The 19320-nt window shown below is 67.7% G+C and carries 16 protein-coding genes and 1 tRNA gene; 14 read left to right on the forward strand and 3 right to left on the reverse strand.

Annotated elements, in window-relative coordinates; all coding sequences use genetic code 11:
- Positions 1-33: 33 nt before the first annotated feature.
- Positions 34-3531, forward strand: a complete 3498-nt coding sequence (gene dnaE / locus AC4GY7_RS01105) for a DNA polymerase III subunit alpha (RefSeq protein ID WP_491111564.1) — start codon at positions 34-36, stop codon at positions 3529-3531.
- 4 nt (positions 3532-3535) lie between these two features.
- The gene (gene moaB, locus AC4GY7_RS01110) at positions 3536-4063 is read left to right on the forward strand and encodes a molybdenum cofactor biosynthesis protein B (RefSeq protein ID WP_491111565.1); all 528 of its coding nucleotides are present in this window, start codon (positions 3536-3538) and stop codon (positions 4061-4063) included.
- A gap of 5 nt (positions 4064-4068) precedes the next feature.
- Here the strand turns inward: moaB and AC4GY7_RS01115 are convergent, their stop codons facing one another.
- Complete coding sequence (locus AC4GY7_RS01115) at positions 4069-4404, reverse strand: VOC family protein (protein WP_491112068.1); 336 nt, start codon at positions 4402-4404, stop codon at positions 4069-4071.
- 58 nt (positions 4405-4462) lie between these two features.
- Here AC4GY7_RS01115 and AC4GY7_RS01120 point away from each other — a divergent pair, with 58 nt between their 5' ends.
- The 4 genes from AC4GY7_RS01120 to AC4GY7_RS01135 all read left to right on the forward strand — a co-directional run bounded on the left by AC4GY7_RS01120 (position 4463) and on the right by AC4GY7_RS01135 (position 9972).
- Positions 4463-5542 (forward strand): PA0069 family radical SAM protein, encoded by a 1080-nt coding sequence (locus AC4GY7_RS01120; protein ID WP_491111566.1) that lies wholly within the window; start codon positions 4463-4465, stop codon positions 5540-5542.
- Positions 5543-5597: 55 nt separating this feature from the next.
- A complete protein-coding gene (locus AC4GY7_RS01125; protein ID WP_491111567.1) occupies positions 5598-6974 on the forward strand; it encodes an ArnT family glycosyltransferase in 1377 nt (458 codons plus the stop codon).
- A gap of 83 nt (positions 6975-7057) precedes the next feature.
- Positions 7058-7585 (forward strand): ferritin-like domain-containing protein, encoded by a 528-nt coding sequence (locus AC4GY7_RS01130; protein WP_491111568.1) that lies wholly within the window; start codon positions 7058-7060, stop codon positions 7583-7585.
- Positions 7586-7827: 242 nt separating this feature from the next.
- Positions 7828-9972, forward strand: coding sequence for a prolyl oligopeptidase family serine peptidase (locus AC4GY7_RS01135; RefSeq protein WP_491111569.1), 2145 nt, complete (start codon positions 7828-7830; stop codon positions 9970-9972).
- 36 nt (positions 9973-10008) lie between these two features.
- Here the strand turns inward: AC4GY7_RS01135 and AC4GY7_RS01140 are convergent.
- Positions 10009-10098: transfer RNA gene (locus tag AC4GY7_RS01140), tRNA-Ser, on the reverse strand.
- Between the two features lie 113 nt (positions 10099-10211).
- On the opposite strand from AC4GY7_RS01140, the gene AC4GY7_RS01145 reads away from it, so the two are divergent.
- From AC4GY7_RS01145 to mazG, 8 genes are all read left to right on the forward strand, one after another.
- Complete coding sequence (locus AC4GY7_RS01145) at positions 10212-11240, forward strand: lytic murein transglycosylase (RefSeq protein ID WP_491111570.1); 1029 nt, start codon at positions 10212-10214, stop codon at positions 11238-11240.
- Between the two features lie 79 nt (positions 11241-11319).
- A complete protein-coding gene (locus AC4GY7_RS01150) occupies positions 11320-12486 on the forward strand; it encodes a D-alanyl-D-alanine carboxypeptidase family protein (RefSeq protein WP_491111571.1) in 1167 nt (388 codons plus the stop codon).
- Positions 12487-12499: 13 nt separating this feature from the next.
- Entirely contained in the window at positions 12500-13474 is a 975-nt protein-coding gene (locus AC4GY7_RS01155; protein ID WP_491111572.1) for a DNA polymerase III delta subunit-related protein, read from the forward strand.
- A gap of 40 nt (positions 13475-13514) precedes the next feature.
- The gene (gene metG / locus AC4GY7_RS01160; protein WP_491111573.1) at positions 13515-15068 is read left to right on the forward strand and encodes a methionine--tRNA ligase; all 1554 of its coding nucleotides are present in this window, start codon (positions 13515-13517) and stop codon (positions 15066-15068) included.
- Positions 15068-15868 (forward strand): TatD family hydrolase, encoded by an 801-nt coding sequence (locus tag AC4GY7_RS01165; RefSeq protein ID WP_491111574.1) that lies wholly within the window; start codon positions 15068-15070, stop codon positions 15866-15868. Before metG ends, AC4GY7_RS01165 begins: the two co-directional genes overlap by 1 nt.
- Positions 15865-16629, forward strand: a complete 765-nt coding sequence (locus AC4GY7_RS01170) for an MBL fold metallo-hydrolase (protein ID WP_491111575.1) — start codon at positions 15865-15867, stop codon at positions 16627-16629. The genes AC4GY7_RS01165 and AC4GY7_RS01170 overlap by 4 nt, the downstream gene beginning before the upstream one ends.
- The gene (locus tag AC4GY7_RS01175) at positions 16626-17243 is read left to right on the forward strand and encodes a retropepsin-like aspartic protease family protein (RefSeq protein ID WP_491111576.1); all 618 of its coding nucleotides are present in this window, start codon (positions 16626-16628) and stop codon (positions 17241-17243) included. Before AC4GY7_RS01170 ends, AC4GY7_RS01175 begins: the two co-directional genes overlap by 4 nt.
- Before the next feature lie 43 nt (positions 17244-17286).
- On the forward strand, positions 17287-18015 hold the full coding sequence (gene mazG, locus AC4GY7_RS01180) for a nucleoside triphosphate pyrophosphohydrolase (RefSeq protein ID WP_491111577.1): 729 nt from the start codon (positions 17287-17289) through the stop codon (positions 18013-18015).
- Positions 18016-18030: 15 nt separating this feature from the next.
- On the opposite strand, the gene hflX is transcribed toward mazG, so the two are convergent.
- A complete protein-coding gene (gene hflX / locus AC4GY7_RS01185; RefSeq protein ID WP_491111578.1) occupies positions 18031-19317 on the reverse strand; it encodes a GTPase HflX in 1287 nt (428 codons plus the stop codon).
- Positions 19318-19320 lie beyond the last annotated feature (3 nt).

Consider the following 19320-nt stretch of genomic DNA (forward strand, 5'->3'; position numbering starts at 1 on the left):
TTCGAATCGTCCATGCTCGGCTAAGGCATGGGAATGGCTCATTCGGGTTTCGTGCCGCTCCGCATCTTCTCGTCCTACACGATGCTCGACGGGGCGATCGATCCCAAGGCGATCGCCAAACAGGCCAAGGCACTGAAATTCCCCGCCGCTGGTCTTACCGACCGCAACGGCCTCTATGCCGCCATGGCCTTTTCCGATGCGGCCAAGAAGGACGGCGTGCAGCCGGTGATCGGCACGATGCTGTGCGTCGCACGGCCGGAAATGCCCGACGGTGTCGCCGCGCCGCTCGACTGGATCGCGCTCTACGCGCAGGATGCGACCGGCTACGACAATCTGTGTGCGCTCGTCAGCCTCGCGCATCTCGAACGGCCGATCGAACTCGCCGCGCACGTCGACTTCGCCGCGCTGGAGGGCCGCACCGACGGACTGATCGCGCTGACCGCTGGCGGGGAGGGGGCGCTCGCCCGCCTGTTCCACGAGGACCAGCCGGCGCGTGCGCTGGCCTATTGCGACCGGTTGCAGGCGCTGTTCGGCGATCGCCTGTACGTCGAGATCGCCCGGCGCGGCGATGCGGTGGAAGAGGCCGCGGAACAGGCGCTGATCGACCTCGCTTATGATCGCGACCTGCCGCTCGTCGCGGTCAACCCGTGCTGCTTCGCCGACAGCGGGTTTCTCGACGCGCATGACGCCATGCTGTGCATCGCGCATTCGACCTATGTCGAAAGCGACGACCGCGTGCGCAGCTGCCCCGATGCATGGCTGAAGCCCGCCGACGCGATGAAGCAATTGTTCGCGGACTTGCCGGAGGCGATCGACAACACGATGGTCGTCGCGCAGCGCTGCGCAGTGATGGCGCCGTACCGCAAGCCGATCCTGCCCAGCCTCGCCGGCGACCGCGAGGGCGAGGCGGCGATGCTGCGCGCCGAGGCCGCCGCCGGGCTTGAGGCGCGACTCGACCGGATCGAGGCATTGGGCATGCAGCCCGCCGACGACCCCAACTGGCGCGATGCCTATCGGGAACGCCTTGCCTTCGAGGTGGATGTCATCGTCCAGATGGGCTTCCCCGGCTATTTCCTGATCGTCGGCGACTTCATCAAATGGGCGAAGGATCACGACATTCCGGTCGGGCCGGGGCGCGGATCGGGCGCGGGATCGGTGGTCGCCTGGGCGCTGACGATCACCGACCTCGACCCGATGAAGCTCGGCCTGCTGTTCGAACGCTTCCTCAACCCGGAACGCGTGTCGATGCCCGATTTCGACATCGACTTCTGCGAAACCCGGCGCGGCGAAGTGATCCGCTACGTGCAGGAGAAATACGGCCGCGATCAGGTCGCCCAGATCATCACCTTCGGAAAGCTGAAGGCGCGCGCGGTGCTCAAGGATACCGGCCGCGTCCTCCAGATGAGCTATGGCCAGGTCGACCGGCTTGCCAAGCTGGTGCCCAACCACCCGACCGACCCCTGGGACCTCAAGCGCGCGCTGAACGGCGTGCCCGAGCTCGCCAAGGAATATGCCAACGACAATCAGGTCCGTCGCCTGCTCGATCTGGCGACCAAGCTGGAGGGATTGCCGCGCCATTCCTCCACGCACGCCGCCGGCGTGGTGATCGGCGACCGGCCGCTGGCGCAACTCGTTCCGCTGTACCGCGATCCGCGCTCGGACATGCCGGTCACCCAGTTCGACATGAAATATGTCGAGGGCGCGGGGCTGGTGAAGTTCGACTTCCTCGGTCTGAAGACGCTATCCGTTCTGAAGAAGGCGGTGCAACTCCTTAAAAAACGTGGCGTTTCTATCGACCTCGACGCACTCGCGTGGAACGATGAGGGCGTCTACAAACTGCTCCAGAAGGGCGACACGGTCGGCGTGTTCCAGCTCGAATCGGAGGGCATGCGCCGGACGCTCAGCGCCGTTCGCCCGACCAATTTCGGCGACATCGTCGCGCTCGTCTCGCTCTATCGGCCGGGCCCGATGGACAACATCCCGAGCTTCGGCCGCCGCAAGCAGGGCACCGAGGAGATCCTCTATCCGCACCCGCTGCTCGAACCGATCCTGAAGGAGACCTACGGGATCTTCGTCTATCAGGAACAGGTGATGCAGGCGGCGCAGATTCTCGCCGGCTACAGCCTCGGCGGCGCCGACCTGCTGCGCCGCGCGATGGGCAAGAAGATCAAGGCGGAGATGGATGCACAGCGCGCCACCTTCGTCGCGGGCTGCGCCGAGCATAACGGCATCAAGAAGGATTATGCCAACCAGCTGTTCGACTTGATCGACAAATTCGCCGGCTATGGCTTCAACAAGAGCCACGCCGCGGCCTACGCGCTGCTCGCCTATCAGACCGCGTGGCTGAAGGCGCACCATCCGCACGAATTCTTCGCCGCCTCGATGTGCTACGACATGGCGCAGACCGACAAGCTCTGCATCTTCGTCGACGACATGCGGCGGCTGGGCGTCGGTATCGCCGGGCCGGACATCAACCGCAGCGATGCCGAATTCGACGTGCAGGAAACGGAGGACGGACTCGCCGTCCGCTACGCTTTGGGCGCGCTGAAGTCGGTCGGCGAAGGCGCGATGGAGAAACTGGTCGCCGAGCGTACCGCCGCCGGACCCTTCAAGAGCCTCGACGATCTCGCCAATCGCGTCGATCCGCGCCTCATCAACAAACGGCAGCTCGAAACGCTGGCGGCGGCGGGCGCATTCGACGGGATCGAGCCCAATCGCGCCGCGGTGCATGCGGTGGCCGAGACGATCCTCGGCCTTGCCGCGCATACCCATGCCGGCCGGACCAGCGGGCAGGGCGGCCTGTTCGGCGCCGACGACGTCGCCGGCGACACGATCAAGCTGCCCACTGGCCTCCGTTGGAACATGGCGCAGGCGATGGAGCAGGAGAAGGAGGCGTTCGGCTTCTACTTCTCCGCGCATCCGGTCGACCGCCACGCGCACCTCGCGAAGATGCACGGCGCGCGGCAATATGTGGCGCTCACCGAACTGCGCATCCCGGAGGACGGCACCCGCGCCGGCGCGACGATGGCGGTGCTGGTCGAGGAGGCGCGCTGGCGCACCTCGGCGCGCGGCAAGCGCTACATGATGGCGACCCTGTCCGATGCCAGCGGCCAGTTCATCGCCACCTGCTTCGACGACGGCGTCGCCGCCGATCTGGAGGAGGCGGCGCGATGCGGCGGCTGCGGGCTTATCACCGTCGAACTCGATCGGCGGCCGGGCGAGGAAACGCCGCGCGTGTCCGTGAAGCGCATCCAGCCGTTCGAGGGGCTGGCCTCGATCGCCCGCTTCACCATCGCGGCGAAGGTTGCGGATGCTGCGGCCTTTGCGGCGCTGTCGACGCTGCTCAATCATCACCGCGGCGCGCGCGGCGAGGTACGCGCGCGGATTCCGGCGGAAGAGGGCGAGGCGGTGGTGCTGCTCGGCCGCGACTTCCTGCTCGATCTGGAACTCGTCCAGACGATCGAGGCGATCCCCGGGATCAGCGAGGTCGCGCTGGACCGCGTCGCCTCGCAGTTGCGATCGGTCGGCTGAGCCGATGCCGATCGATACGGACCTGCCGTTCCGCGCCGTCTCCATCGCGGTGCTCACCGTGTCCGACACGCGCGGGCTGGCGGAGGACCGCTCCGGCGACACGCTGGTGGCGCGCATCGCGGCTGCGGGCCATGCCGTCGCCGACCGCGTGATCCTGCGCGACGATGCCGACGCGATCGTCGCGCAGTTCGAACGCTGGATCGGCGATCCGGCGATTGACTGCATCGTCTCCACCGGCGGGACCGGGGTCACCGGTCGCGACGTGACGCCGGAAGCCGTGGAGCGCGTCGCGACCAAGATGATCCCCGGTTTCGGCGAGTTGTTCCGCTACCTCAGCTTCGCCAAGATCGGCACTTCCACCATCCAGTCGCGCGCCTGCGCCTGCGTGGCGCGGGGCACCTATATCTTTGCGCTGCCCGGCTCGACCGGCGCGGTGAAGGACGGGTGGGACGGTATCCTGCGCGACCAGCTCGACAGCCGTCACCGCCCGTGCAACTTCGTCGAGCTGATGCCGCGCCTCAACGAAGCCTGAGCGGGTCAACCCGGCTGCATCACCGCCAGTTCGTGCCCGTCCGGATCGGCGAAGTGGAAGCGCCGCCCGCCGGGAAAGGCGAACGTCGCCAGCGTCACCCGTCCGCCTGCGGCCGTCACCGCCGCCAGCGCGGCGTCGATATCCGCGACCTCGATCACCGGAAGCGCGCGGGCGGTCTTCTGCTCGGGGTCGGCCTGGAAGCCGATATCGGTATCGCCGCTGGTCGTGGCGGCATAGGTCGGCCCGAAGTCGCTGAACGACCACCCGAACGCCGCGCCATAGAAGGCCGCGGCCCGGCGCGTGTCCGTCACCGGCAATTCCAGATAGTTCAATCGCCCCATCACGTCCTCCTGCTTCATCGTTCTTGCTATGTTCTATGCATATATCTACGATCGCGCAATGACCCCGCCTTCCGTCAAACGTCCGGTGCGCGGCGCGACGCTGAACGCGGAGAGCACGCGCTTCAACCTGCCGCAGACCGAGGCGGACGGCGACTGGCTGGATGCCCGCGAGACTGTGGACGGCACGCCGCCGCGCCTGCGCACCACCGTCACGGTCGAGCGGCCGCGCACCATCGTCAGCCGCAATGCGTCGCCGGACATCGGCTTCGATCGCTCGATCAATCCGTATCGCGGCTGCGAACATGGCTGCATCTATTGCTTCGCGCGACCGACCCACGCGTTCCACGATCTGTCGCCGGGGCTGGATTTCGAAAGCCGCCTGTTCGCCAAGCCGGACGCCGCCGCCCTGCTGCGCGCCGAGCTGACGAAACCCGGCTATACGCCGGCACCGGTCGCATTGGGCACCAATACCGATCCCTATCAGCCGATCGAGGCAGACTGGCGGATCACGCGCGGCATCCTGGAGGTGCTGGCGGAAACGCGCCATCCGCTGACGATCACCACCAAGTCCGATCGGGTTGTACGCGACGTGGATCTGCTCGCGCCCATGGCGGCGCAGGGGCTGGCAGCGGTGGCGCTGTCGATCACCTCGCTCAATCCGGGCACGGCCGCGACGCTGGAGCCCCGCGCGCCGCATCCCGAACGTCGACTGCTGGCGGTGAAGCGGCTGAGCGAGGCCGGCGTCCCCGTCTATGTATCGATCGCGCCGGTCATCCCGGCGGTGACCGACCACGAGATCGAACATCTGGTGGAACGCACCGCGCAGGCCGGTGCGCGCGGGTGCTTCTTCATTCCGGTGCGCCTGCCGCATGAGGTCGCGCCGCTGTTCAAGGCGTGGCTCGACGCGCATCATCCCGATCGCGCCGGCAAGGTGATGAGCATCATCCGCTCGCTGCGGGCGGGCCGGGACAATGATCCGCAGTTCTTCACCCGCATGCGGGGCGCAGGGCCATGGGCGGAGTTGATCGCCACGCGCTTCGCCATCGCCTGTCGCAAGCACGGGCTGGTGCGGCGCGGCGATCCGCTGCGAACCGACCTGTTCCGCCCGCCGGCCGGGCCGCAGGGCGAATTGTTCTGATCGGCGACAGATCGTTAGCGCGCCGCTAACCGCGATGCGGCATGACGGCGGGCACATGAACCGGCGTCTCACCTGGCTGATCCTCGTACTGTTCGCGCTCGCGCTGCGCCTGCCCGATATCGGCAATCCTTTGGTCGATATCGACGAGCAGATGTACCTGCTGATCGGCCAACGCATGTGGCATGGCGCGATCCCCTATGTCGACATTTGGGATCGCAAGCCGATCGGCCTGTTCCTGATCTACGCCGCCAGCCAGATGCTGCCCGGCGACCCCATCGTCGCCTATCACCTCGTCGCCCTGGCCGCAGCGATCGCCACGGCCGCGCTGATCGCGCGCTTCGTTGGCCAGCTGGGCCAGCCGCGCGGCGCGCTGCCCGCCGGAATGCTCTACCTCGTCTGGCTGGAGCTGGTCGGCGGGCGCGGGGGGCAATCGCCGGTCTTCTACAACCTGCCGATCGTCGCAGCTGCGCTGCTCGTCTGGCAGGCGCTGCACGACCGGCGGCGTAGCGGCACGGCGGCGATGATGCTGGTCGGGCTGGCGTTGCAGATCAAGCCGACCTGCGTGTTCGAGGGCGCGTTCCTCGGCATTGTGCTGCTGGTCGCGGCGTGGCGGCATGATCCCGCGCCTAACCGGATCGCTGCGCGGGCTGCATGGTACGCGCTCATGGCGCTGGCGCCGACGCTGGTTGCCTGGGGTGCGTATGCCGCGATCGGCCATGCCGATGCCTGGTGGTTCGCCAACGTCGAATCGATCTTCCTCCGCCGCGTCACCAGCGGCGATCCCATCGCCGCGCGGCTGACCGGGCTGGCCGTCGTGCTGATGGTGCCGATCATCGTCGCGGTCCGGGGATTGTGGTTGACCCGTCGGGGGTTCGTCGCCGGGTGGCTGGCGTCGGCGGCGCTCGGCTGGTTGCTCGTGCCGCCCTACTTCAACCATTACGCCTTGCCCTTGCTGGCGCCGCTGGCGGTAGCGGCGGGACTGGCACTCGATCGTGCGCCGATGCGGATCCTTGCGGGCGTCGTGGGCGCGGGATTGCTGCTGATGAGCGGCTACCCGCATGCCGGTGACACCGCCGATACCCGGCGGCGACTGACGGCGATGGCGGCGATGATGGAGCGGCTGAGCGGACCGGGCTGCCCCTTCGTCTTCCAGGCACCGCCCGCGCTCTACACCGCCAGCCACGCCTGCCTGCCGACGCGCTACCCCTTTCCCCCGCATCTCGTGCAGCGCAGCGAAAGCGGCGCGATCGGCGTCGATCCGGTGGTGGAGGTGGCGCGTATCCTCCGCGCTCGCCCGCCGGTGATCGTCGTCGGGTCGCCGGGCGGCGATGTCGACCGCCGCATCATCGCGATGGTCGATCGGGTCGTCGCGCGCCACTACCGTCCCGTCCGGCGCGACCTCGGCGTCACCGTCTACGCGCGGGCCGACTAACCAGGATCAGCACGTTTTCTCGCATCCCTTACGCGGCATAAGCCGTTGATCCGGCGATTTCCACGTTACGAGGAGCACCGATCATGGCCACCACCGCGCCGACCAGCGACGTCGTCCAGGAACTGTTCGTCACCGGCCTCAAGAACGCGCACGGCGTCGAGCACCAGGCGCTCGCACTCATCGACCGCCAGCTCGACCATCTTGCCAATTATCCCGAAGTCGCCGAACAGCTACGCATGCACCGCACGGAGACCGAGCAGCAGATCACCCGCATCGACGAAATCCTGTCCGGTTTCGACGCCAAGCCGTCGGCGCTGAAGGATCTGGGCCTCAGCATCTCGGGGAACATGGCGGCGCTCGCGCACGTCTTCGCGCCGGACGAGATCCTCAAGAACTCGTTCGCCAACTACGCCTTCGAGAATTTCGAGATCGCGAGCTACACCGGCCTGCTGACGCTCGCCGACCTCGGCGGCTTCTCTAGCCAGCAGGGCCTGCTGCGCCAGTCGCTGTCGGAGGAACAGCGCATGGCCACCTGGGTTATCGACAGTCTGCCGGAACTGACCCGCAAATATGCCGGGCTGCGTGCCGCCGGCGAGACCGCGAGCCACTGACAAGGAGAGGACGATGACCGACCCCGATCCCCAGGATATCGAACAGCCGCCGCAGGCAGAGGAGGAATCCGGCGCCGGCTATGGCAATCATGGCGGCGACGAGCCGGAGCCCGACGAAACGGACTGACGCTTAGGTGGAAGGGGACGGCAACACCGTCCCCTTTTTCCATGAAAGCCAAGGTCATGTTGCACCATCACGATCCGGTCGGCACAAGGGCGGCATCACAGGAGATGCGAGCCCCATGAGCCTTAAACCGAACGCCCTCCGGACGCTGCTGACCGCGTCGATCCTTGCCGCCGCCACGCTTGCCGCTGCGCCCGCCTTCGCGCAGAGCAAGCCGATGACCGACACCGATCCGTACATCTGGCTGGAAGACAAGGACGGCGCCAAGCCGCTCGCCTGGGTGGAGGCCGAGAATGCGCGGACGCTGCCGCGCCTGCAGAACGACCCGCGCTACAACACTTTCTACGCCGAGGCGCTGGCGATCGCGAGCGCCAAGGACCGCATCCCGATGCCGAACCAGCTGTTCGGGCGCATCTACAATTTCTGGCGCGACGCCGATCATCCGCAGGGCATCTGGCGCTGGACGACGCCTGCCGGCTATGCCGCGCCCGCCCCGCAATGGACGACGGTGCTCGACCTCGACGCTTTGTCCAAGGCGGAAGGCAAGAAGTGGGTGTGGAAGGGCGCCTCGTGCCTGCAACCCGATGAGCGGCTCTGCCTCGTCGCCTTGTCGGAAGGTGGCGAGGACGCGATCTCCTATCGCGAATTCGATCTCGCCGCCGGCCGCTTCGTCGAGGGCGGCTTCGCCTTGCCCAAGTCGAAGCAAGGCGCGACCTGGCTCGACAAGGATACGCTGCTCGTCAGCCGCGACTGGGGGCAGGGGACCATGACCGCCTCCAGCTATCCTTTCGTCGTCAAGATGGTGAAGCGCGGCCAGCCGCTCGCCGCCGCGCAGGAGGTGTTCCGGGGTGCCGCCACCGACCAGCTCGGCACCTACGCATCGACGATCACCGATGGCCAGGGCAACCGGCTGGTGACGATCATGCGGCGAACGACCTTCTTCGGCGGCGAAACGCACGTCTGGACGCCGACCGGGACGAAGAAGCTCGATATCCCCGCGCGCACCTCGCCGACCGGCATGGTCCACGGCCAGGTGCTGTTCCAGACCAGCGATCCCTGGGGCGCGGTGCCCGCGGGTGCGGTCGCCGCCGCGCCGCTCGCCGAGGTGCAGGCGAACGCGATCAAGCCGGTGGTGGTGTTCGCACCGAACCCGCGCCAGTCGGTGGACGAGGTGGTGACCACCAAGGATCAGGTCGTCCTCGTCTACAACGACAACGTGCGCGGGCGCGCCGCCGTCTATACGCCGGGCAAGGCTGGCTGGACCTCGCGGGCCATCGCACTGCCCGACAACGTCTCGCTCGGTGTCGCCAGCGCCGATGACAAGAGCGATCGCGGCTACCTGACGGTCACCGGCTTCCTGACGCCGACGAGCCTCCTGCCGCTCGATGCCGCCACCGCCTCGGTCGGCGCCGCGGTGAAGACGCTGCCGCCCAAGTTCGATGCCGCCAATCTCGTCGTCGAACAGCATGAGGCGACCTCGACCGACGGCACCAAGGTGCCCTATTTCGTCGTCCACCGCCGCGGCCTGGCGCTCGACGGCAGCACGCCGACGATCATGACCGCCTATGGCGGGTTCGAACTCCCGATGCTGCCCGGCTATTCGGCGGTCACCGGCAAGCTGTGGCTGGAGCGGGGCGGCGCCTATGTGCTCGCCAACATCCGCGGCGGCGGCGAATTCGGGCCGGCGTGGCACGATGCCGGCCGCAAGACGAAGCGGCAGGTGATCTACGACGACTTCGCCAGCGTCGCCAAGGACCTGTTCGCGCGCCGCATCACCAGCCCGCAGGAACTCGGCATCTACGGCGGATCGAACGGCGGGCTGCTGATGGGCGTGGAATTCAACCAGCATCCCGACCTGTGGAAGGCGGTGACCATCCAGGTGCCGCTGCTCGACATGATCCGCTACGAACAGATCGCCGCCGGCGCCTCCTGGGTGGACGAATATGGATCGGTGAGCGTACCTGCCGAAAAGGCGTTCCTGGAGACGATCTCGCCCTATCAGAACATCAAGAAGGGCGTGGCCTACCCCGAACCCTATATCTGGACCACGACCAAGGACGATCGCGTCGGCCCGCAGCATGCCCGCAAGTTCGCGGCGCGGCTGAAGGAATATGGCCTGCCCTACCTCTTCTACGAGGATACCGCCGGCGGCCATTCGGGCGATGCCGATATCGAACAGGGCGCTCGCCTGCAGGCCCTGCAGATGACCTATTTCGCGCAGAAGCTGATGGGTTCGGCCAACACGGCAACGGCGGCGAAGTAAGCCGTCGACGATCCCGCCACGCCGGCTGGGCCGGCGTGGCGGAGAGAGTGGGATTCGAACCCACGGTAGGCTTCCACCTACGGCGGTTTTCAAGACCGCTGCCTTAAACCACTCGGCCATCTCTCCGCGTGCGCGGCCCCGGATAGTCGCTCCACGGCTGCCCGTGCAAGCCCCGCGACGACAGGAGGTTCACGCAGTCAATCGCGTGTGGCACGACGATCGCCATGTGGGGGCGACAAATGACGCGCCGGCTGCGGGCCGGCATCCTGGTGGCGACGTTGACGCTGGCGCCTGCCGCGCCCGCGGCGGCGCAGGACGAGGAGGGTTTCCAGGCCTATCTCGGCACCTTGCGGCAGCAGGCGACAGCCGCCGGCGTGACGCAGCGGACGATGGATGCAGTGTTCCCGACGCTGACCCTCAGCCAGCGGACCATCGAGCTCGACCGGGCGCAACCCGGCAATCCCGGCAGCAGCGCGACGCCGCCCTTCGCACCCTATCGCACGTCGCATGTCGATGCGGCGCGGATCGGCCGCGGGCGTTCGACCTATCAGGCGCAGCGCGCCCGGCTCGCCCGCGTCGAACGCGAGACGGGCGTGCCCGAATCGATCATGGTCGCCATTTGGGGCCATGAGACGAACTACGGCGCCTATACCGGCGGCTTCGACCTGCTGCGCAGTCTCGCCAGCCTCGCCTACGAAGGGCGGCGGCGCGAACTGTTCGCGGGCGAATTCATCGCCGGGCTCAAGATCCTCGATCGCGGCATCCCACGCGAACAGCTGAAGGGCAGCTGGGCGGGCGCCACCGGCAATCCGCAATTCCTGCCCTCGGTCTACCTCCGGCTCGCCCGCGATGGCGATGGCGACGGCCGTGCCGATATCTGGAGTAGCCCGGCCGACACGCTGGCGTCGATCGGCAATTATTTCGCCAATGCCGGCTGGCGGCCCGGCCAGCCCTGGGGCATCGCGGTCACCGTGCCGGCGGGGCTGAACCGTGCCGACCTTGCCACGCGCCTCGTCTCGCCGCGCTGTCCGCGCGTGTTCGAACGGCACAGCCGCTGGCGGACGATGGCGGAATGGCGCGCACTGGGACTGGTGCCGCAGGGGCGGGCATGGCCGGCGGACACTGTGCAGGCGACGCTGATCGAGCCCGACGGTCCGGGCGCCACCGCCTATCTGCTGACCGGAAACTACCGCGTGATCCTCGACTATAACTGCTCGAATTTCTACGCTTTGTCGGTCGGCCTGCTCGCCGATGCGGTTGAGGGCTGACGGCGCGCCGCCACGGCGCTATGCCGCTTCATTCTCCGTTCCCGTCACCATCCAAGTTCCGGAAAGCCACGCCGACGCCATGACCAAGCTGATCGCCGCGCCGCTCGCGATTCTCGCGCTCGCCGTTCCCTCCGTCGCCGCGGCGCCGCAGTTCCAGGGCAGCGCGCCGATCGCCTATATGGAGGATCTGTCGTCGGGCGCGATCCTCTACCAGCGTGATGCCGATCGCCGCATGCCGCCGGCATCGATGGCCAAGATGATGACGGTCTACGTCGCCTTCGACATGATAAAGCGCGGCGAGCTGAAGCTCGACAAGACCTTCACCGTCGCGCCGGAAACGTGGCGGCGCTGGCACGGGCCGCAGGCGGGCTCGACGATGTTCCTGTCGGTGAACGAGAACGTCAGCGTCGAGAACCTGTTGAAGGGCATCGTCACGCTGTCCGGCAACGACGCCTGCGTCGTGCTGGCCGAAGGGATTTCGGGGACCGAACAGGCGTTCACCGACCGGATGAACGAACAGGCGAAGAAGCTCGGCCTGACCAACAGCCATTTCGGCACGTCGAACGGCTGGCCGGACAATGGCGTCACCTATGTCACCGCCCGAGATCTCGCGCATCTCGCCGCCGCGACGATCCGTGATTTCCCCGATCTCTACAAGCGCTTCTATTCGCTGCCCAGCTTCACCTGGGGCAAGACGCTGGGGGCAGGGGCCGACATCACCCAGGCGAACCGCGATCCGCTGCTCGGCCGGGTCGCAGGCGCGGATGGCCTCAAGACGGGGCACACCGAAGAGGCGGGATACGGCTTCACCGGATCGGCCGAACAGAACGGCCGCCGCCTGGTGATGGTCGTCGCCGGCCTGCCGACGTTCAACGGCCGCGCCGAGGAATCGGTCAGCTTCATGAACTGGGGCTTCCGCGCGTGGCAGGCCAAGCCGATCGTCGCCGCGGGCAAGCAGGTGTCCGAGGCGGAGGTGCAGATGGGCAGCGCGAGCCGTGTCGGCCTCGTCGCGCCCAAGCAGTTGACCGTCACCCTGCCGTCGGGTGCCGTCCCGCAGATGAATGCCAAGGTCGTCTACGAAGGCCCGATCCGCGCACCGATCAAGGCTGGCCAGCACATCGCCGACCTCGTCGTTACCGCGCGCAATCTTCCCGAACAGCGCCTGCCGCTGGTCGCGGCGGCGGATGTCGGCGAAGCCGGCTTCTTCGGGCGCGCCTGGGCGGGCTTCACCTCGCTGTTCGGCTGATCGCGGCGCCCGCATGACCGAGGTGTTCGGCAACGCCGACGCGCACGCCGCATTCGCCGCGGCGCTGCGCGGCGGCGCGTTGCACCATGCCTGGCTGCTGGTCGGGCCGGAAGGGGTCGGCAAGGCGCGCTTCGCGGGTCAGGCGGCGTTGCGGATGCTGGCGGAGGCGAGCGCCACCGGCGTGTCCGCACCCGAACTGTTCGTGCCGGAGGCGCATCCCACCCGTGCGCTGGTCGATGCCGGCTCGCATCCCGATCTGCGCATCCTCCACCGCCTGCCCAAGGATGCGGAGAAACCGGACCAGGACCTCGCCCGCAGCATCACCATCGCGCAGGTCCGCTCGCTCCAGCCGATGTTCGCGACCACGCCGTCGATGGGCGCGCGCCGTGTCGTCATCATCGACGCGGCCGACGATCTCGAGCGCAACGGTGCCAACGCGCTGCTCAAGAACCTGGAGGAACCGCCGGTCGGCACCGTCTTCCTGCTGGTCAGTCATGCGCCCGGCCGGTTGCTGCCGACGATCCGGTCGCGCTGCCGCGTGCTGCGCTTCGGACCGCTCGACGACGGCGACATGCGCCGCGCGCTACATGCCGCACTGCCGGAGGCCGAAGAGAGTGAGATCGCGGCGCTGGTCCGCACGGGGGAGGGGGCGCCCGGCCGGGCGATCCGCTACGCCGGGCTGGATATCGACGGCCTGGACGAGGCGATCGCGGGCATCGCGCGCGATGGCGATCCGGGCAACGCCCGTCGCGCTACTTTGGCCAAGGCGCTGGCGGGGAAGGGCAATGCCGCCCGCTATGAGATATTCCTCGATCGCGTCCCGACGATCATCGCGCGCGAGGCGCGCGAACGCTCGGGCGCGCGGCTGAAGACCGCGCTCGATGCGCAGGCGGCGGCGCGCGACCTTGCCGGCGCGGCGCGCGGCCTGTCGCTCGATGCCCAGGCGACGGTGTTCGAGATGGCCGCGATCGTCGCCGCCCTGCGCTGAGCGGCTTCACCTCGCCGGATCGATGCACTAGGGAACCGCCATGGCCGATCCCTATTACATCACCACCGCAATCCATTACCCGAACGGCCGCCCGCATATCGGCCACGCCTATGAGATGATCGCGGCCGACGCGATCGCCCGTTTCCAGCGCCAGGCAGGCCGCGACGTCCGCTTCCAGACCGGCACCGACGAACATGGCCTCAAGATGGCCCAGACGGCACGGACGCGCGACATGGACGTGCGCGCGTTCGCCGACGAAATGTCATCGCATTTTAGCGGCATGGCTGATGACCTTAACATCTCTTACGATCGCTTCATCCGCACCGTCGAACCCGATCATTACGCCGCCAGCCAGGCGATCTGGCGCGCGATGCGCGACAAGGGCGACCTGTACCTCGACCGCTACGAAGGCTGGTATTCGGTCCGCGACGAAGCCTTCTACGACGAAAAGGAACTGGTCGAGGGGGAAGGGGGGCAGCGCCTCTCGCCGCAGGGCACCCCCGTCGAATGGACCGCGGAGGAAACCTGGTTCTTTCGCCTGTCCAAATATCAGCAGCCCTTGCTCGACCTCTATGCCGCCAATCCGGACTTCATCCGCCCGGAAGCGCGCCGTAACGAGGTGATGCGCTTCGTCGAGGGCGGGCTGTCGGACCTGTCCGTCTCGCGCACCAGCTTCGACTGGGGCGTGCCGGTGCCCGACAGCCCGGGGCATGTCATGTACGTGTGGGTCGATGCGCTGACCAACTACCTGACCGGCGCCGGTTATCCCGACGACGCAGCGACGCTGGCGAAATTCTGGCCCGCCGACCTGCACCTGATCGGCAAGGACATCACGCGTTTCCACACCGTCTATTGGCCGGCGTTCCTGATGTCCGCCGATCTGCCGCTGCCCAGGCAGGTGTTTGCGCACGGCTTCGTCCTGCACCGCGGCGAAAAGATGTCAAAATCGGTCGGCAACGTCGTCAGCCCCGACGAACTCACCCAGGCCTTCGGTGTCGACGCGGTCCGCTACTTCCTGCTGCGTGAGGTGAGCTTCGGACAGGACGGCAGCTATTCCGCCGAAGCGATCGTGACGCGGGTGAATGCGGAACTCGCCAACAGCTTCGGCAACCTCGCCCAGCGCACCTTGTCGTTCATCGCCAAGAACCTGGGCGGTGCCCTGCCGGAGGCGGGGAGGGCAGACCCCGCGGACGCGATGCTCATCGAGGAGGTCGTCGTCGCCTGCGCCGGACTGAAGGCCGCATTCGGGGATCTGATGCTCAACCAGGGTATCGAGGCGTGGATGCGCGGCGTCTTCGCCTGCAACCAATATATCGACGCGCAGGCGCCCTGGGCGTTGCGCAAGAGCGATCCCGAACGGATGCACGCCGTGCTCGGCACCTTGGTGCGGGCGATCCGCATGCTGGCGATCGCCATCCTGCCGGTGGTGCCGGTATCCGCGGGCAAGGTGCTCGACCAGCTCGGCGCCGCCGAGCGCGATCATGCCGCGATCGACGATGACGGCTGGTATGCGCGCCAGGCGGCTGCCGGCTTCGTGATCGCGCCGCCTGCGCCGGTCTTCCCCCGCCTCGACATGCCGGCCGTGGCGGCGTGATGTTCGCCGACAGCCATTGCCACCTCAATTACAAGGGGGTGTTCGAGCAGCAGGCGGACGTTCTCGCCCGTGCACGCGCGCGCGGGGTGGGGGCGATGCTCAACATCTCGACACGGGAAAGCGAGTGGGACGCCGTGGTGGCGACCGCCGAGCGCGAGCCCGACGTCTGGGCCTCGATCGGCATCCACCCGCACGAGGCGGACCAGCATCCCGACATCGACACCGCCAAGCTCGTGTCCCGCGCGGCGCATCCGCGCATCGTCGGCATCGGCGAATCCGGCCTCGATTATTACTACGACCATTCGGATCGCGCGCGCCAGCAGGCGAGCTTCCGCACCCATATCGCCGCCTGCCGTGACACCGGCCTGCCGCTGATCGTCCACACCCGCGACGCCGAGGCCGATACCTTGGCCATCCTGCGCGACGAGATGGAGCAGGGGGCCTATAAGGGCGTCATCCACTGTTTCACCGCCAGCGGTGCCTTCGCCGATGCGGCGCTCGACCTCGGTTTCTACATCTCCATTTCCGGCATCGTTACCTTCAAGAACGCGCGCGATTTGCAGGAAACCGCCGCGCGGCTGCCGATCGAGCGGCTGCTGATCGAAACCGACGCACCGTTCCTGGCGCCGGTGCCCAACCGCGGCAAGCCGGGCGAACCGGCGTTCGTTGCCGACACCGCCGCCTTCCTCGCCAAACTCCGCGGCGAGCCGGTGGAAGAGCTCGCGGCGCGGACTGTGGATAACTTCTTCACGCTCTTCGACAAGGCCGCCGTTCGGCCCACCGACGGTGCGCCGGCGTGAAGGCCCGCATCCTCGGCAGCGGCACGTCGTCGGGCGTGCCGCGGATCGGCAACGACTGGGGCACGTGCGATCCCGCCGAGCCGCGCAACCGCCGCACCCGCGCATCCCTGCTGGTCGAGCATGACGGCACCCGCATCCTGGTCGACACCGGCCCCGACATGCGCGAACAATTGCTCGCCGCTGATGTCGCGGCCGTGGACGCGATCATCTGGACGCACGATCACGCCGACCATTGCCACGGCATCGACGATGTCCGGCAGATCTTCCATGCGCTCGGTCGCCCGGTCAACGGCTATGCCCGCCCACAGACGCTCACCGCCCTGCGCGAACGCTTCACCTACGTCTTCGCCGGGCGGCAGGGCTATCCTCCGACGATAGAGGCGTCGGACCTGCCGGACAGCCTGACCATCGGCGGCATCACCGTCGACGTGGTCGATCAGCCGCACGGCCGGATCACCTCGGCGGGCCTGCGCTTCTCCGCAGGCGGCCGGCGGATCGGCTACGCTACCGATTTCCATGAACTGACGCCTGCGATGCGGGCGCTGTATACCGGCCTCGACGTCTGGATCGTCGATGCGTTGCGCTATGCACCGCACCCGACGCATCCCGCCGTGCCGACCGTCCTCGGCTGGATCGAAGAGCTGCGACCGCGGCGGTCAGCCTTCGTACATATGGATCACAGTATGGATTATGCGACGCTGATCCAGGCGTTGCCGCCGGGCGTCGAGCCTGGCTATGACGGACTAGAATTCACCCCATGAATATGGATACGGGCGGCCACGCGCTTCTCTATCTCCTGCTCCTCATCCTGCCGCTGTCGGCCTTGATCGCGCGGCGCGTGCCGATCGTCCGAATCCTGCTGTCGCTGGCCAGCTGGGCGGTGCTCGCCGGCTTGCTGCTGCTGGTGATCGGCCAGCGCGAGATGTTCGATCCCTACCTGCAACGCGTCGCCCGCGCCCTCCATCTGGAGGACCAGAACGTCGTCGGCAGGGAAACCCGCATCCGCATGGCCCCGGACGGACATTTCTGGGCGCGGGTGAGCGTGGATGGCGTGACGCGCCGGATGCTCGTCGACAGCGGCGCGACCGTCACCGCCTTGTCGGTGCCGACCGCGCAGGCCGCGGCGCTCGACGTGCGGCAGAGCATGTTCCCGATGGTCCTCAACACCGCCAACGGCCAGATCAGCGCCAAGACCGCGACGGTGCGCGAGCTGAAGCTCGGTGACATCGTCGCACGCGACCTGGGGGTCGTGGTGTCGCCGGCATTCGGCGATACCGACGTGCTGGGCATGAACTTCCTGTCCAAGCTGAAGTCGTGGCGGGTGGAGGGCAATACGCTGATCCTCGAACCGCATCATCCGCAGGATTTAACATAATGTCTATTATCGAACCGATGGATCGAACGGCAGGGGGCGTGCGGTGATCGATCGGCTCGTGGCGATCATGGCCCGCCTGCGCGATCCCCGGCATGGCTGCGAATGGGATGTCGCGCAAACCTGGGCGACGATCGCACCCTATACGATCGAGGAAGCCTATGAGGTCGCCGACGCCATCGCGCGCAACGACGACGCGGACCTGAAGGACGAACTCGGCGACCTCCTGCTGCAGGTCGTCTTCCACAGCCGCATCGCCGAGGAAGCCGGCGCCTTCACGCTCGCCGATGTGGTCACCGCGATCAGCGACAAGATGGAACGCCGCCATCCCCACATCTTCGGCGACGCGGCCCAAAGCCCCGGTTGGGAGGAATTGAAGGCCGCCGAACGACGCGACCGCGCCGACGCCAGCGCACTCGCTGGCGTCGCGGCGGGTCTGCCGGCCCTGATGCGCGCGGTGAAGCTGCAAAAACGGGCGGCGCGCGTCGGCTTCGACTGGCCTGACGCGGATGGCTCCAAGGCGAAGATCGCCGAAGAGGTCGACGAAGTCGCGACGGCAACGCCGGACACGCTGGAGGAAGAGGTCGGCGACCTGTTGTTTTCGGTGGTCAACTGGGCCCGCCATCTCGGCATCGACCCCGAAGCCGCCCTGCGCGCCGGCAATGCCAAGTTCGAACATCGCTTCCGGGCGATGGAAGCCATCGCCGGCGAAGCCTTCCCAGCACTGGACTTGCCCGAGAAAGAGGCATTGTGGCAGAAGGTCAAGCGCGGCTGAGCGCGGGAACCGGCGTCAGCGCTGGAGGAAGCGCTCGTAATCGCGCTCCGCCAGGCGCACTTCATATTGCGTCTCCAGCCCCTCGCTTGCCTGGCTCAGCACCTCGCCATGCGCATGCAGCCAGGCCGCGCCCGCGCCATCGCCGGCATCGAGCGTGATCCAATAGCGGCGATGGCCGGCCGTCAGCTTGGCGGCGACCTGCTCGACCAGGGTATCGATCCCCTCCCCGTCGAGCGCCGAGATCGCGACCACATCGTCGCGCCGCTCCGCCTCGGCAATGGTCGCGTCATGCCGTTCGCCGTCGAGCAGATCGAGCTTGTTCCACGCTTCGAACCGGGGCGTCGCCTCTGACACGCCGATCTCAGCCAGCACCGCCTCCACGTCGGCACGCTGCGCCTCGGTATCGGGGTGCGCGATATCGCGGACGTGGATGAGGAGGTCCGCCGATACCACTTCCTCCAGCGTCGCCTTGAACGCCGCGACGAGTTGCGTCGGCAGGTCGGAGACGAAGCCGACGGTGTCGGACAGGATCGCCTTGTCGATCCCCGGCAGCGAAATCTGCCGCAGCGTTGGATCGAGCGTCGCGAACAGCAGATTTTCCGCCATGACGTGCGCACCGGTCAGCCGGTTGAACAGCGTCGACTTGCCCGCATTGGTATAGCCGACCAGCGCGATCACCGGCCATGGCGCCCGCTGGCGCCGCTCGCGGTGCAGGCCACGGGTGCGGCTGACCTGTTCGAGCTCGCGCCGCAGCCGCGCCATCCGGTCGCGGATCAGGCGGCGATCCGCCTCGATCTGCGTTTCGCCCGGACCGCCGAGGAAGCCGAAGCCGCCGCGCTGCCGCTCGAGGTGGGTCCAGCTGCGCACCAGCCGCCCCGCCTGATAGTCGAGATGGGCGAGTTCGACCTGCAAGCGCCCTTCGGCGGTGGCGGCCCGTTCGCCGAAAATCTCCAGGATCAGCCCGGTCCGGTCGATCACCTTGGCTTCCAGCGCAGTCTCCAGATTGCGCTGCTGCACCGGTGTCAGGCTGGCATCGAAGACGACCAGATCGGCCTCGTCCTGCCGCACCTGCACCGCCAGTTGCTCCACCTGCCCGCTGCCGATCAGCGTGGCCGGCTTGGGCTGGCGAACGCGTACCGCCACCTTGTCGGTGACGACGAGGCCGATCGCCGCGGCGAGGCCCGCCGTTTCGTCCAGCCGGGCTTCCGCATCGCGGTGGGCGTCGCCCTGGTCCGGCAGGACGATCAGGGCGCGCCCGCCGCGGGCGAATTCATCGCGATCGCGATTGAAACCGGTGCTCACGCC

The organism is Sphingomonas sp. SP5, assembly GCF_058313455.1.